Source organism: Salinibacterium sp. SWN167 (genome assembly GCF_015864665.1).
In the GTDB taxonomy this organism is placed as follows: domain Bacteria; phylum Actinomycetota; class Actinomycetes; order Actinomycetales; family Microbacteriaceae; genus Rhodoglobus.
Map to the genome: position 1 here is coordinate 149693 of NZ_JADYWU010000001.1, position 15419 is coordinate 165111.

Here is a 15419-nt window from a genome sequence, read left to right on the forward strand (position 1 = left end):
GCTGCTGTGGACTAGTTGAGGTCGAGGTTCTTTAGAACCTCAAGCGCGTTGTTCCACGCGGTGTCGCCGTCAACACCCGAGTCGAGTTCCTTGGTGGCAGGACCGAAGACCTGCTCCTGAATAACGGCGTCGTTCGGACCCTTGAACTGAGCGGTTACGCCTTCTGCACGCGATCCGAGGATCGTGCCGATGGGAGCATCGTTGAAGAAGGTGCTGAGTTCGCTGCTGCCGGTGACTCCGTCATCCGTCTGCGCTGCGACAACGCTGGGGAAGGTTCCTGCAGCCTGGAAGGCGGCAACTTCGGACTCAGCCGAGGTCAGGTAAGCGGCGAGCTTTGCTGCCTCAGCAGGGTGCTCCGACTGGGTCGGAACGGTCAGGAAGGCGCCGCCCCAGTTTGCTGCTCCACCGGGGAAGACGTCTGCGAAGTCCCAGCCGCTTGTGGCGTCTCCGCCTGCTGCTTCAACCTGTCCCTTGACAACACCGAGCATCCAGCCAGGGCACATGAACGTAGCGAAAGAGCCATCAGTGAAGGCCTTTCCCCCGCCCCAGTCCCACGCGCTCTGCTCAGCCGAGAGGCCGGATGCTGCACCGTCGGCGAGGAGGTCCCACTGCGACTTGAGGTCGGCGTTGCCTTCGATGTCGATCTCACCGTCTGCGGTGTAGTAGCCCTCGTCAAGCTGGTTGACCATGGCGTTCCAGACGAAGCCGGAGTGGTCGTAGAAGGCTGCGCCGGTTGCTGCGTTGTAGTCCTTGCCAACCTGGAAGAAGTCTTCCCACGTCGCGCTGTCGCCACCGAAGAGTTCGGCTACGGCGTCGCGGTCGCCGGGCATTCCGGCGGCTTCGAGGAGGTCTCCGTTGTAGCAGAGGCCCTCAGGGCCGATGTCGGTTCCGTAACCGATGATGCGGCCGTCGGCGTCGGTGCCCTGAGCGAGCTTCCAGTCGACCCAGCGGTCCTTGATGTCGTCTGCGCCATATTCGCTGAGGTCAACGAACGTGTCGGAGACCTGCATGACCTGGCCGAGCCATCCTTCTTCAACGGCCTGCACGTCGGCGAGACCGGCGCCTGCTGCCTGCTTGGTCTTCCAGTCGGTCAACGCGTTTCCACCGGTGTCGATGTTGGTTGCCTTGATGGTGATGTTGGGGTTCTCGGCTTCGTACGCTGCGTACAATCCGTCGAGTCCCATCGTGCCGAAGGTGGTCACGGTGAGGGTGATGGGGCCATCGCTGTCTCCACCGTCAGTTGCTGAACAACCGGTGGCGAGAAGAGCGAGAGATGCTGCGCCGGCGACGGCTGCAACCATCTTGGTGCGTCGTTGAGATTTCACGGTCACTTCCTTGTGAATGAGGGTTATTGGTGTCCGAAAGAGACCCCCATCAGGAATGAGAGCGCTCTCACGATTGCAGACTGATCTTATGAGAGCGCTCTCTCGAATGTCAAGAGAGCGCTCTCACATCCGCGAAAGTCACACAAATGACTGCAAACGCTTGCGGTGCGGGACGGCCCGGAAACCAGCACAACCCCCGCGCCCCGGCCCGTTATGCGGCGAGGTGCAGGGGTTGGCGAAGAAAACTGAAGGCGCTTACTCCCAGACGCTGGGGGCTTCGACGCGACTAACGGGTAGCGCGACGTGATCAGCCCACTCTTGAACCCACTCAGGCATGGCCGGGGCAGGGGCATCCCATCCGATGGTTTCGAGCAATTCGGCTACGGGCACGGTGCCGCCGGAGCTCTTGAGAAAACGCGCGCGGGTCATGGCCTGGGCATAAATCTGACCATCGACAACGAAGCGTTGTTCCACGAAGACGGCTTTCTCGTCGTAGCCAACGACGCGGCTCTCAAGCTGAAATTCTTTCCACAGATCGAGCGACTTGCGAAAGCTGATGGTCTCGTTGGCCATGACGGGGTAAAAGCCTTTAGCCCGCAGCTTCTGCCAGCCGCCGGCGCGGATAAGGAGATCCATGCGGCCGATGTCCATGATCGAGAAGTAGCGGCCATTGTTCATGTGGCGCAGCAAGTCGACATCCGTGGGCAGCACCCGCATCGTCATGCTGCCGACATCAGTGATGCCGAGCGGCGAACGACGTGTGCTGAGGAAGCGATGAAGGATGGTGCGGAAGATCAGGTTCACTCGCCCAGATTAGGTGAATCGTGATCGAGTCCGTAAATCGTTTGTGGGGATGCTCTAGCGCGTGGAGCTATTTCGCCCCAACAAAACGCACAACGGCCTGCACTGGCGCATGATCCGACGGCCAGCCGCCCGAATACCGCGTGACGTTGATGCCTGTCTGCAGGACGGTCACGTCGGGCGTTGCAAGCACCCAGTCAATTCGTTTGCGATTGTGCTTCGGCGGGCCGTAATTGGGGAACGTTCCCCACACCTGGGTGAGACGCTCCTCGGCGGTGTTCCACGTGTCGACCAGCAGCCCGTTACCGGTCAGCTGGTCATAAGGGTGAGTGTCAGCATCCGTATTGAAATCGCCGGTCATGATGGTCGGATACGGAGTCGCCTGCACGATGTTTCTCAACGCGTCAGCAGAGTGAAGGCGCGACGTGCGGGAACGGTGATCGAGATGCGTATTCACGGCCTGAAAGTGGATGCCGGTGGCGAGGTCACGGAAGATCGCTTCCACCACGACGCGCGGGGTGCGATTGCCCCACGAGACCGATCCCGGAACATTCGGAGTATCGGAGAGCGCGGACTGCCGCCACTCGACCACCTGCAGACGAGTGGAATCGTAAAAGATGGGGCAGCCTTCGCCACCCGTGTTCCTTTCGCGACCGTGGCCGAGCGAACGATAGTGCTCCCCCAACGATTGGCCAACAAACCGCGCCTGAGTGAATAGTGCCTCTTGCACGCCGACCAGCGCTGGTTGTTCGGCAGCGAGGAGACGTGCCATCAACGGCTTGCGGCGTCTCCACAGGTCAGGGCTGCGTGGCAAAAGTTCTGGGCCGCGACGACGGATGTTGTAGGTCATCACATGCAAACCGGGGGCGTCGACGGGGCCAATCATCGAGCTACCGCGGGGCGGGAACGCCAATTGGGGCTCACGCTCCGGGGCGAGCGCAGAAAAGTGCTTCGACCGTGGGGTGGTGATTCCCGTCATAGTTCCAGCCTAAGGCGTGGTGTGGTGTTTCGGTGGGGTCGGGCGCGTGAAATGCCTCGCCGCAACGACTTGTCGATCTGCGCGGTTGCGGCACGGGTCAACGACGATGTCGCTCCCCGGCCATATTCTGATTGAGACATGTACCTTCTCACCGATACCGCTCTCGTCACGAGCGCCAGCGATCTCACCCAAGCCTCGAACTGCGAGTTCGGCTTTCTGCGCGTGCTCGACAAGCGGTTGGGGTTCTCGACTGATCCGCTGCCTGACGACGACGCGATGCTCCTGCGGGCGGCCGAGCTCGGCAACGCTCATGAGGCCCGGCTGCGGGATCGCTATCGCGACGAGTTCGGTGATGCGATGGTCGAGTTCGATAAACCTCCGGGGCGGGATGCCGCGGTGCTGCGCGACTATGCCGAACGCACGCGCGACGCTCTGCTGGCCGGCGCCCCCGTCGTTTTCCAGGGCGTGTTCTTCGACGAATCCGACCCCGAGTCGCCGTTCATTGGCTACGCCGACTTTCTCGTCAAACAGCCCGACGCCAGCTATCGGGTAGTCGACTCGAAGCTCTCCCGCCACGTGCGCGTCACCGCGCTGCTTCAGCTAGCGGCGTACCACGAGCAACTTCAGAAGCTCGGGGTTTCCGCCGACGGCACCGTCGAACTGATCCTCGGCAATGACACCTCCGAGCTCGCTGCCGTCGCCGACATCGCTCCCGTGTTCCGGCGCCGTCGCGCTCGCATGCACGCGATCATTGCCGAACATCGCGCCGAAGGTACGCCGGTCGACTGGCACGATGAACGGTACGCGCGGGATGGCCGCTGCAAGTTCTGCAAGGAACCATCGCAGGCCGCCGATGACCTGTTTACGGTCGCGGGATTGCGGGCCGGGCAGCGCACGAAGTTCCTGGCGGCGGGCATTCGCACCCTCACAGACCTCGCTGAAACCGAGGAGCGTCCCGACGACCTCGCGATCCCGAAGGCGAGCTTCGCGAAGCTTCATCTTCAGGCCAAGCTGCAGCACACGGTCGACCCGGCCGACAGTCACGCGAAACCGCCCGTCGTGGTTGTCGATCCCCTGCCGATCGCGAGCCTGCCCGCACCCAACGCCGGCGACCTCTTCTTCGACTTCGAGGGCGACCCGATGTACTCCGAGCCCGGTATCGGCGGGACGCCGCGCTGGGGCCTCGACTACCTCTTCGGTTGGGTGGACGCCGCGGGCGACTTCGACTGCCTCTGGGCGCACTCCCTTGATGAGGAACGAACCGCGCTGCGGTCATTCCTGAAGTTCGTGACGGAGCGGCGGCAGCAGCATCCGGGCCTCCACATTTATCACTACGCCGCCTATGAGAAGACGCATCTGCTGAGCATTGCCGCGCGGCATGGGGAGGGTGAGGATGTTGTCGACCAGCTGCTGCGCGAGGGTGTGCTCGTTGACCTGTATCCGATCGTGCGGGGCGCGCTGCGCATCGGAACGCCGTCGTATTCGATCAAGAAACTCGAGCCGCTCTATATGGGCGACGAGGAGCGCGCCGGGGTGACGAACGCGGCCGATTCGATTGGCGAGTACGTCGAGTCGAGCGTGGCGGCAGCCAACGGCAACATGGAACGAGCGACCGAAATTCGGGATGCGATCGCCCGCTACAACGAGTACGACTGCGTGTCGACGCTCAAGCTGCGCGATTGGCTGCGGGCGCTGCCCGAGGTGCAGGGCGTGACCGTCGACGTCGATGAGACCGAGCTCGACGTGAAGGCTTTTGAGCCCAGCGCGCTCGACCTGCAGCTGCAGGCCCTCGGCGACGACGCCGAGGAACGTGGCGATGACACTGCCGCGAGCGCCTATCGAATGGCCGCTGCCGCCATCGATTATCACCGGCGCGAGGTCAAGAGTTTTTGGTGGGAGCACTACGACCGCCTCGAGCAGCCCTCCGAACTGTGGGAAGACACTCGCGGAATCTTCGTGGTCGACAGCGCGATGCTGACGCTCGATTGGCATAAAGAGGGGCGCCAACGCACCGAGCGTCGGCACCTGTATTTGCGCGGCCAGTGGGCGCCGGGCAGTAGTGCGCCGAGACCCGGTGGCGACGTTTTTCTCGTCTACGGTAACCCGCTTCCGTACGTTCCTCCCGGCCATCGCACCGGGCAACGCCTTGCCCGCGCCGTGCGTTTCTCTGACCCCGCCGAGGATGCCGACGGCATCTTCGTGATCGAAACCCGGCCCGACGAGATTCCGGCCTGGGATGAAATGCCCACCCACATCACGCCCGGGCCACCCCCGCGCGCCGACAGCATCGTCGCCGCGATAGAAGCCTGGGGTGAGACCGTCGTTGCGGCCGCTCCCGAGTGGCCCGACGACGCGATGTCTGATCTTCTCCTGCATAAAGCCCCCGCCACAGTAAGCGCCCTCGAACCGATGACGAGTGCGGATGATGGTGTGCGCGCCGTCATCGCCTCGCTGGTCTCGCGCGAGAGCGGCTATCTCGCTGTGCAGGGCCCTCCCGGCACGGGCAAGACGTATCTGGCGGCCCATGTCATCCACGAACTTGTCGAGAGACACCACTGGAAGGTGGGCATTACCGCGCAGTCGCACAAGGTGGTCGAGAACGTTCTCGATGCGGTCGTGCTCGATGCGAACCTCAACCCGGAGCTGGTGGCGAAGGCGGTTCCGGGCGAGTTCGGGCCGGGCTATTACACCGAGGGCCCGTTCAGCGAGCTTCCTTACAACGGTCACGCGGGTTTCGCGCTCGAGCACGAGAATTCGGGCTACGTCATCGGCGGCACGGCGTGGGATCTGACGAACCGCAAGCGCGTGCAGGCCGACCAGCTCGACCTTCTCGTGATCGATGAGGCGGGCCAGTTCTCGCTCGCGAACACGATCGGGGTGGCGGCGAGCGCGAAACGAATCTTGCTGCTCGGCGACCCGCAGCAGCTTCCGCAGGTGAGCCAGGGCATCCATCCGGCCCCGGTTGATGGTTCGGCGTTGGGTCATGTGATCGGCGAGCTGGCGGTGCTTCCGGATGACTTCGGCTATTTCCTCGAGGAGAGTCGCCGCATGGATGAGGCCGTCACGCGCCCCGTCTCGCAACTCTCGTATGACGGACTGCTGCGCTCGCACGCGTCAACAGAGGGGCGGATGCTCGCCGGCGTCGCCCCTGGCCTGCACTCGGTGCCGACCGCTCATGTCGACAACTCAACGTTCGCGAGCGAAGAAGCCGACCGCGTGGTGGAGCTGGTGCGCGAGCACCTCGGAGCCCTCTGGACCTCGCAGGCCGGCGGCACCCCGAAGCCGCTCGACGAGGACGGCATCATCGTGGTGACGCCGTACAACGCGCAGGTCGAACTCATCCGCGGTCGCCTCGATGCCGCGGGCTATTCGCGCGTCGTCGTGGGAACCGTCGACAAGTTCCAGGGCCGAGAAGCCGTCATCTCGATCGTGAGCCTCGCCGCCTCGAGCGCCGACGATGTGCCCCGCGGCCTCGACTTTCTGCTCTCCCGCAACCGCCTCAACGTCTCGATCTCGCGCGCCCAATGGGCGGCGTACCTCGTCTACTCCCCCGCGCTGCTCGACTCGCTGCCGCAGACCGCGGAAGGGGTAGCGACGTTGAGTCGGTTTATCTCGTTGGTTGAGGGTGCTTCTTTCCCTGGTTCTTCGCTCACACAAGAGCTCTGAAAGTGGGCCGAAGATCCGGCTGCCCCAGCTCGCCTCTACCTTCCCCCAGTACCTAGCTGTGCCGCTCTTGCCGCATCTTGGATACCCTGATCCGGCCCAGCCCACACCTTTGTTATTGCGATTGCGAGTTGCTGCGCACGATCGGCGATGTCCTTTTCAGTCCATTCAATTTGGCTCTCGAGCACCTCTTTGTTTAAAACTAAGAGGTTGAACTCATCGAGGACGCTCCACTTGCCTTTGCCAGTTTTGCCCCCAACGCTTAGCCCCACCGCTTGCGAATCGGTCCAGGGGCGATTCGATAGTGACGAGTTGAGTGCCTGGGTGACGAGAGTCAGATTGCCGAGGGAATGAACCGCCTTGTCGCGCTTTTGCTCCTGCTCTGGCGTAAGCCGCGGGGTCGATGTCCAATGCTCTCGCCACTTTTGGGGCATGACATGCTCGATAGTGAGGCCAGTCGGCAGACTAACAGCTCCATATTTAGAACTAAGTGAACGCTTGTACGCCTCGACCGCACCAAGAACCACCGCGATTCGGCCTTGCTTGATGTTGCCGTACATCCGCGGAGCCCCGACTTCTGCGATAAACCGTGCATCAGTGGGCCACTCGCGTGTACCCGCCGTTTGTTCCGACAGAAATCTTCTAACTCGTTCACCCGCTTCTGCAGGATGCACTCCTTTGAGGGCCTTCAGCAATGCGACAATGAGCTTATTCATGTCCTTCGAAGTGAGTTGGAGGAGAGTCCGGCGGACAACCCAACTTTCCAGCGCATCAAGACCAATCGTGATCTGGCTATCCGGGATTGCGTGATTGTCCGAGATAACCCACAAGAAAATTGGGGTGGTCGCAGCAAGCTCCATGGCTTCGATCACTCGAGTACGGAACCGCCCCGGAACGGTGTCGGCGCTGAGAGCCCCGAGGCCTCGATAGGTATCCGCATCGTTACGAAGCTCCGAGAGGAACGACTCAGCAGAAGCAGCATCCAACATCAGCGGCTCTGCGTAATCCCGGAACTCGTCGAAGATGCGATCCTGCCGCACCTCGTCGCGCAGCCGCATCGTTAACCAATAGTGAAGAAAGATGTCGACACGGGAACGACTCATCCGGCCTTGCGTGATCTCCTCACGCCACCAATCGGTATCAAAGTCCTCCCAGACAGTCTGTGACCACTTATCAACATCAGCGCCGAGCGTCTTGCCGAGCCGGAACACCCAGTTCTTAATGAGGTCCGCTTTCAGCAGTGGGGTGCCACGATCGTTCAGGGTCTCGAAGATTAGCTGTGCGTCGTCGTCACCCGTGAGGTCGATTGACACGACAACGAGACGGTTCGCGAGAGTCTCAGTGAGCTCGGCAGCGCGCTCCGCCTCAGTACCCGGCGGAACGTTTCCGTCGTCGTCCGGATGCCCCAGGAGCCAGCGACGAGCCTCGGCACTGAAAAAATCGTGGGCGCCCTGAATCTGCCCGGACACCTCCGGCGTAGATTCGCTCTCCGGATCCATCGCGTGCTTGAATTCCTCCCGGTTCGCCTGAGAGGGCCATAACTTGAAGCGCTCAGGCAACCCTTTGTACTTAGATTCCTTGTTGAGAATGAGCGCTTCAAGGCGCTCGACGTCGTCGATATGATCGCGACCGACGAGCACTTCATGAGCGGCATCTATGAGAATCTGCATGGTGGTGAGGCGCTGCTGGCCATCGATCACATCGAGCCGCACAAGCCCGGTTGAGCTACCTTGACCTGCCTCGAAAACGACCGCACCCAAGAAGTGCGATGCCACGCGCTTCGCACCGTCGATAAGGTGAGTCTCCGTGACGCTGACGATGTCATCCCAGAGTGGCGCCCACTGGTCCTCCTCTGTCCAAACGTAGGGCCGCTGGTAGGCAGGTATCTCGTAATGCTTAGGTCCCCAAAAGAGATCCCCGGGAGTAGCTTTGCTCGGCTGTTGCATGTCACGATCACTGACTTTCTAGTTTCGAAGTGCACGATGTACCATTCGTTGGACCCCGAATGGTATCGCTACATTCGTTGCACACCGAGTCTCGTGCGGCTATTTAGCGCTTTGCCCCACCGAATTGCATTTATGCGACTCTTATCGACATTCGAGGCGAATTGGACCCTGGGATCTGCATGCGCATCTCAAGTAAGCCCTTCATCAGAAAACAGAGCATTGACTTCATCAGTTGCGCTGGGAGCCTGACGCATCCAAACCGGCGGCTCCGGTATCTCCGTAGCGAGCACAATAGGGCCCCGCAGAATCTGGTCTAATATAGCGATCCCGGCGGGGACTACTGCAAGTGTCTCCTTAAGCACGGCCACAATTTCAATGAGTTCTCGGCTCCACTCAGGCGACCAGGACTCGGGTCGAATTTTGTCCAGAGGAGATTTGCTCGAGGCAGCACGACCTGCTGGTTTGGTCATGCGATATCCAAGCCACTTCGGGATTACCCCCATGCCGCTTACTTCGAAGGAGTAAACCTCGGGCGAGACACCGATAAGCACGCCATCTGCCACATGGAGCTCGCCGGTGGAGGCATCATACGAGATCTCCTTTTTGTCGGCGGGTAGTCGACTCGGCTCGGACCTCCATGTCACTCCAGCGAGCGGGAGCCCGCCCTGGCCGTCGGTGAAACGCTCCCCGAAGGTCTGAAGCCAAATCAACTTCGCGCCGTGGGTAGCCATGCGGTCGAATAGTTCCGGATCTCGTGTGAGCACCACCCGCGGTCCCGCCGTTTCCAAGGCCTTATGGAAGCGCGTGGTGTAATCAGTTCCAGCGAGCACTCCAAAGGTATAGGCGAAAAGCCGCTCATGCGTCACGGCGGAGGCGCTAGGGACCTGTCTTTGGTGCCCCTCTGTTAGCGCAGCGAGCAGTTTTGGGTCGACATTAGGCATCCCCTTTGCGTCGCGATAGAGGGGAAATATATCCTTGCCACCCCGCCCGCTGAAATAGTGTTTATCTGGCACGGCGGTTGCCAAAGTTGCAGCTGGGCCCGCGCCAAGGCTAGTAGTCGTCATTGTTGTTAGGAATACCTGATTTTCAGAGAGTGCGGCCCATAGCGCTGGTCGCTCGAGGGCAATCAGTCTCGGATCGTTGAGGATCCACTGACGGTCGAATGACCGAAGTGCCGTGCGCGTTACTGGATTCGCCGGGGCCTTCGACGTGAGCTCAACTAGTGGCACCATTCCCGCAATTTTGGTCGCTATGCCCCTGCCGGTTTTCGACGTTGCGAAAGCCTCCCTCCGTTCTGTGGGGACGGCAGTCGAAACAAGCGCTTCCCAGCGCCGAAGCAGCGTGTCACGATCCGGTGCTACCGGCCAGGTCCTGTTGATCATCATCCCTGGCTGTTGCCATGGAAACAAGTCCGTGAGCGCCGGATACGACGCCCACTCTGGACCCCCCGCAGCGGGTATAAACGATCCATGCCAAGCGTCGGTCGCGTCAGTCGTCTTTAGCTCCGCGTCGCCCGCGGCCAAGCTGGCTAGCATCTCCAATTTCTCACCACGCGTCCCCCGGATGCTGGCGTATCGCACTGGTGAAGGAGTGGAGCGGTCCGCCTTGCCACGACGAACGAGGGTAACGATCGCGACGGGTGACTCAATATCAAAAACATTCTCGTCTTTGCGAGTCCCCTTATTGTCCCCATGAAGATCTAGCACGATGATCTCGTCAGCAACTTCACGCGCAAGCCGCCGTAAGCCTAGGAAACCGGGCCCGTCCAACCACGAGGATGCAGTGATCATCGATATGATCGCTGGGCCCGTATTCTCCTCGAACACCTTCCAGATTCCCCAACGCCAAAAATAAACGTAGAGGTTATACAGGCTCGCATGTGAGCTGAAGATTACGTGCTTCTTCGCGTCGTCGAAGATATCGTCGAACAGAGACTTAGAACTCCCAGGCTTCGGAGCCCGGACGAATCCTCCGGTGCCGGTACTTTCTACCCTGTCATACGGCGGATTCCCAATTAGCACGTTGTGGTGTCGGTCGTATTTCACCTCATTTGCCAGCACACCTTCGACGCCGACGGGGTCCTCCATGCTCTTGAGGCGGGCTACGCGACGAGGGCCAAGGGTATCCCCGAGGAATATTGGCAAGCGTTCCTTCTCCCTCAATCCCTCCGGGAGCTCGAGGGAAACCTTGAGGTGGCTCACCGCGTACGAAGCAAGCGAGATCTCTAAAGCAGATGCTTGGTGCAGCGCCGTCTCGAGACCGCGCGAGCCTGCGTTCTTTTTCGCCTGTGCCAGCCACTCGACGAGGAAGGTACCGGTGCCGTTCGCCGGGTCAAACATGGAGACTACAGAATCGGTCAGATTAACGTTGGCGGGAGCCTCTATACCTGGGTGCGCTTTGACGTAATCCGACCAAGTCGTTGGATCGGCAACGCCGAGCGGCAGACCGAACGATTTCAAGGCATCGTCAACCGTTTTCACGATATAACGCACGACTGGCTTAGGTGTGTAGAAAGCACCTAGATCTTTACGCTGCTGGGCATCGTACTGCGCGAGAAACTCCTCGTAGAAGTAGACTACCGGGTCATCCCGTTGGTTATCGGCGCCGAAGTCCGCTAACAACTCGTCGATATCAGTCTCAGCGAGCTGCTTCGCGAGGTCCGCAAGCCCGAGTTCATCGACGTCGATGACGCCGTCCCCCTCGTCCCGGAATCGCGCATAAATTGCGTCAAGGAACTCGTTGTCAAATCTAATCACCGCGAGTGAGCGCTCGGACTTGAACTGCTCGGGATGGGCAATTCGAGCCGTAAGCAGCCCGTAAACCATCGTCTGCGCGTATACGTCGGCAAAATTCTCTGCCGAGATGTCACCAATTAGACGTTCCCGCACATCCTTGTAGAGCGACCGCATGGGGCCACTCTCCGTTTCGACCGAGATCAGTGCCTTAACCTCATTACGAACATCCTGTGCCACCTCCGCCATCCGGCGCGAAAGAATCTTCGCACTACGGATTCCTTCTCGGTACGCGGTAAATCCACTGGCGGCATTGGGTTCGACAACGAGCTTCGGTCCTTCGTCCCCGACCCACCGGAGCTCCGCGAGGGCGCGCTGCATAAGGAGTTTGAGTCGCGTTTCCGTGGGATTATCGCTCCACGAGAGGACGCGGAGGACTCGTACCCCATCTTCTTCATGAAAGTTAACTACATGGAGGGCTTTATTCGCCCCTCCGGACGAACAAAAGAAAATTAAGTCGTCAAGGTCCCAAGATGGGGCCTTTCCACTCCCCCTGCCGCGCTTGCTGGTAACGAGCCGCTGAACGAGACGTCGTATTGCGCCGATGGGGAGCTGGCCCCCTTCGAAGCGCAGATAGAAGGCACCAAACTTCTGCTTCGATGTCAAAGGTGGGATCTGGGAGATACCCACCAGTCGTGCCACTTGAGCCGGATCAAGGTGAAGCTCTTCCGGGCTCCAATCGAGCAACAATTCCTCCGGTTCAAGCTCTGTATCGTAAATCGGCCAGTCGAGCCCTTCATCCAGCAATGAAATGAAGTCGCTGAGCGACTGAGGCGCCGACTTGATGAGTACACGCATCCGCGCGTCGTTGACTGTCATACGACCTCGATCCAACATATTGTTTCAGGCGCTGGTGCATCCAACGGCACTTGCATCTCTTTGCGGAGTTGCTTGGTCTCGTCGCGTTCAAAGCTACGCAAATCCGCTAGGAGCTGCGAAGACTCTCGAAACCCAGCGGCTGGTGAATTGCTGTTCGATTCGATAGCGGAATCGACTCGAAGAAGACCGCGCTCAACACCGGCACTGGATTTGAGTGCCCACTCGACTCGGCCTGGCTTAGTGCTCCACGACGACTGCGCCTCGTCGAGGGCCTTAGTAAGTACTGGCACGCGACGGCAGAGGAACAGTCCTTTGGGCTCGCCAGTTTTCGCTACCGATATTCCGTCAGGAAGTCGCTGAACGAGGTCGTCGATGCCAGGATTAGCCTTCACGAGCGCGAGCCACTTGAGACGGAGATGCTCTAGAGGAGAGACATCGCCGTTGTACTCGTCCTTAAATGCTTGGAACACCTTGACGTCATCGAACATGTCCGACTCATCCAGAAGCTTCCCGCCGGGGATACCCAAGGTTTTCGAGATCATCAGTGTCTTACCATGGACCCGGTTATGCAGCTTGATTAGTGTCTCGATTTCGTCGGGCGGTAGGAAATTACGAATCTGGATGTGCCCACGGGACTTCGCCAACTTCGGGCGGTCTTTGATAATCGCCGCCTCGATTTCCGGGTTCATACGACGGTCAACACGACCAATGCGCTGCATGAGACGGACTGGATTCCAGTGGATGTCATAGTTGACTATCAGCGAGCCGTCCTGCAGGTTCACCCCCTCACTAAGCACGTCTGTAGAAACGAGCACCCGCAACGGGGAAAGCTTCTTGCGCCCCTCGGCGTCGACCTTGTTGTAGTAGGGCGAGAAGCGTTTGATCATCGCAAAGCGATCATTCCCCCGGCTGCCGTCAATGCGGTCTACTTCCTCAACACCATCTGCCCGGAGTCGTTCTTCGATGTAGCGCGCGGTGTCAGCGAACTCGGTGAAGATGATCACCTGTTGAGTTCGGAACTCCTCCGTAAAGATTGCGCCGTCTGTAGATGCCTTCGCGGCCTTAGAAGGGCCACGAAGCAGCGTGCGAAGCTTGTCGTATTTATCGTCAAAGCCAGCACCGTCGAGAATCAATTCCATAAACCGCGTGAGTTGATCAAGATCGCCAAAAGCTGCGTCAACCATTTCATCAAGCTTGAAACTTCCGCCGACCAAGTTCCACTCGAGCTCCTCGAGTTCTTCCTCAGTCAGATCTTGATCGTGCCAGACTTCATCCAATACAGCACGGTATGTTTCATGGATCGCTTTAAGCGTGATTTCATTCTTCGCTCGCCATTCGGTTAGCCGCCCAAAACCCGCGACGTCGCCTTTTACGTTGACGTCAAGCCAGTGAAGAATCTTTGCTGACAAGTCGAGGCACGAGCCAGCGAACGCAGCGAGGCTCGACTCGAACCGCTTGAGGAAGATAGTTCGAATGAGTGCGACAATTTGTCGTTGCCTATTCTCCAGAACCGTATCCACATCTCCGTCAGTAGAGAATGCCAGCGGGTAGTACATCGGCAATACGAACAGGGGTGACTTCTTGCTGAAGGCGGCTTGGATTTCATTGAATAGTGGCGCGTAGAGCAACCCGAATTCGTACGGCACGACCTTCGGCACTTGGGTGTCAGGGAAGACGACCTCGGCACCACCCGCGAGCTTCGCGCTATCGACCGCGTAGCGGCGACTGCTCTGGTGAATGATCGCTTGGAGGAGCTTGTCTTGGTCCATCAACGCATCAATCACTGAGTGGTCTGGGACTAGGTCCTTGAACGGTTTCTCTAAACCGATGACGTACTTGCGAAGACTGCTGACTCCGATGCTCGAGAAATGACTATCGGCGTCGACGCCCGTAAAAAGCTCGGCTTGATGCACCAAATCGAAAAAATTGTTGTTGATCGGCGTGGCCGTCAACAGAAAAACAGTCTTCCCTTTACAAATCTCGTGCATACGCCACCATCGGGAGCCCCAAGGGTTTTCGTCAGACGGTGACTTTCCGTGGTTTCGGAAATTATGTGCCTCGTCGATGATGATTATATCGGCACGCTTAGCAAGATGCTCGATCTCCTCGGCTCCGGCATTTGTTGATAGGTCTGTGTGCGCTTTGACAATGAGGTTTGAGAACTGGCCACCGTAAAGTTCTGGCAATTTGTCCTTGATCTCCGGATTCCACACCGCATCCTGACCGGTCTTCGTCGCCATAATCAAAACGTTCTTACGCTGCCGGACTGCGAAGTACTCAGTAAGCATCAGCCCGACATAAGTCTTACCAAGACCTACACCATCGGTGAGAAACCCTCCTCCCCACTGCTTCGACATCTCGACCAACGAGTGGAAAGCTTCCTGCTGGTATGGCGCAAGTTTGGGATAAATGACCGACTCAGACTCTTCCCAGCTTTTGTCGGTGGCGTCAGTGTTCGCGGTTAGCGCTCTTAACGCCTTCGCGTAGACCTCAAACGGCGTGAACTCACGGACATTGTGATCGAGCACGGCCAGAAGCTCTGGGCCCACTGCGACCGCTTTGCCCCAATGTTCCTCGTACCAAGACTGAAGGTCGTTGACTTCCGGGCCTTGAAACTTGACGTTCAGCTCGATGTTTTGGGTGAGGCCGGGCCGGGTGAAGTTTGAGGAGCCTACGAGTGCTGCAGAGCCAACGACTTTGAGCTTGCTATGGGTAATGTACGCCTTTGCGTGAAACTTTTTCGTCGTATAGACACGAATCTCGATCTTGCCCGAGCGGATGCCGTCAACCACTCCGTCAATTCCAGTTAGCAAGGCATCACCCTGCTGTCGCTCAATTTTGATAGAAGTGTCAAGAGCTGCGGCGATGGCGTCCGCGGTAGTTCTGCTCGTCTCACCACCGATGAGCAGTCGAATTTTGTCGACCTTCTGCCAGGCACCGTCGAGGGCTAGAAACGCACCGATTTCGAAGTGCCCCGTGGCGATGTCAATCGCATCGCTGATCTCGCACCATTCGCGAACGTACTGAAGGGCTTTCCAATCCTCAGAAGCGTTATCCACTATGAACTGGTCAGATGTTGCCATTATTGGCGCCT

Annotated in this window: 7 protein-coding genes; 1 reads left to right on the forward strand and 6 read right to left on the reverse strand. The window is 59.2% G+C overall.

Features of this window, described 5'->3' with window-relative positions:
- Positions 1-11: 11 nt before the first annotated feature.
- The 3 genes from I6E60_RS00705 to I6E60_RS00715 form a co-directional block, all read right to left on the reverse strand.
- A complete protein-coding gene (locus tag I6E60_RS00705) occupies positions 12-1325 on the reverse strand; it encodes an extracellular solute-binding protein (RefSeq protein ID WP_197178358.1) in 1314 nt (437 codons plus the stop codon).
- Between the two features lie 255 nt (positions 1326-1580).
- Positions 1581-2129 (reverse strand): thioesterase family protein, encoded by a 549-nt coding sequence (locus tag I6E60_RS00710; RefSeq protein ID WP_197122076.1) that lies wholly within the window; start codon positions 2127-2129, stop codon positions 1581-1583.
- Positions 2130-2196: 67 nt separating this feature from the next.
- Positions 2197-3105, reverse strand: coding sequence for an endonuclease/exonuclease/phosphatase family protein (locus tag I6E60_RS00715; RefSeq protein ID WP_197122079.1), 909 nt, complete (start codon positions 3103-3105; stop codon positions 2197-2199).
- Positions 3106-3243: 138 nt separating this feature from the next.
- On the opposite strand from I6E60_RS00715, the gene I6E60_RS00720 reads away from it, so the two are divergent.
- Entirely contained in the window at positions 3244-6771 is a 3528-nt protein-coding gene (locus I6E60_RS00720) for a bifunctional RecB family nuclease/DEAD/DEAH box helicase (protein ID WP_197178359.1), read from the forward strand.
- A gap of 35 nt (positions 6772-6806) precedes the next feature.
- Here the strand turns inward: I6E60_RS00720 and I6E60_RS00725 are convergent, their stop codons facing one another.
- The 3 genes from I6E60_RS00725 to I6E60_RS00735 all read right to left on the reverse strand — a co-directional run bounded on the left by I6E60_RS00725 (position 6807) and on the right by I6E60_RS00735 (position 15408).
- A complete protein-coding gene (locus I6E60_RS00725) occupies positions 6807-8714 on the reverse strand; it encodes a DUF262 domain-containing protein (protein ID WP_197178360.1) in 1908 nt (635 codons plus the stop codon).
- 188 nt (positions 8715-8902) lie between these two features.
- Positions 8903-12325 (reverse strand): type ISP restriction/modification enzyme, encoded by a 3423-nt coding sequence (locus I6E60_RS00730; protein WP_197178361.1) that lies wholly within the window; start codon positions 12323-12325, stop codon positions 8903-8905.
- Positions 12322-15408: a helicase-related protein gene (locus I6E60_RS00735; RefSeq protein WP_197178363.1), complete on the reverse strand. Its 3087-nt coding sequence runs from the start codon at positions 15406-15408 to the stop codon at positions 12322-12324. Before I6E60_RS00735 ends, I6E60_RS00730 begins: the two co-directional genes overlap by 4 nt.
- Positions 15409-15419 lie beyond the last annotated feature (11 nt).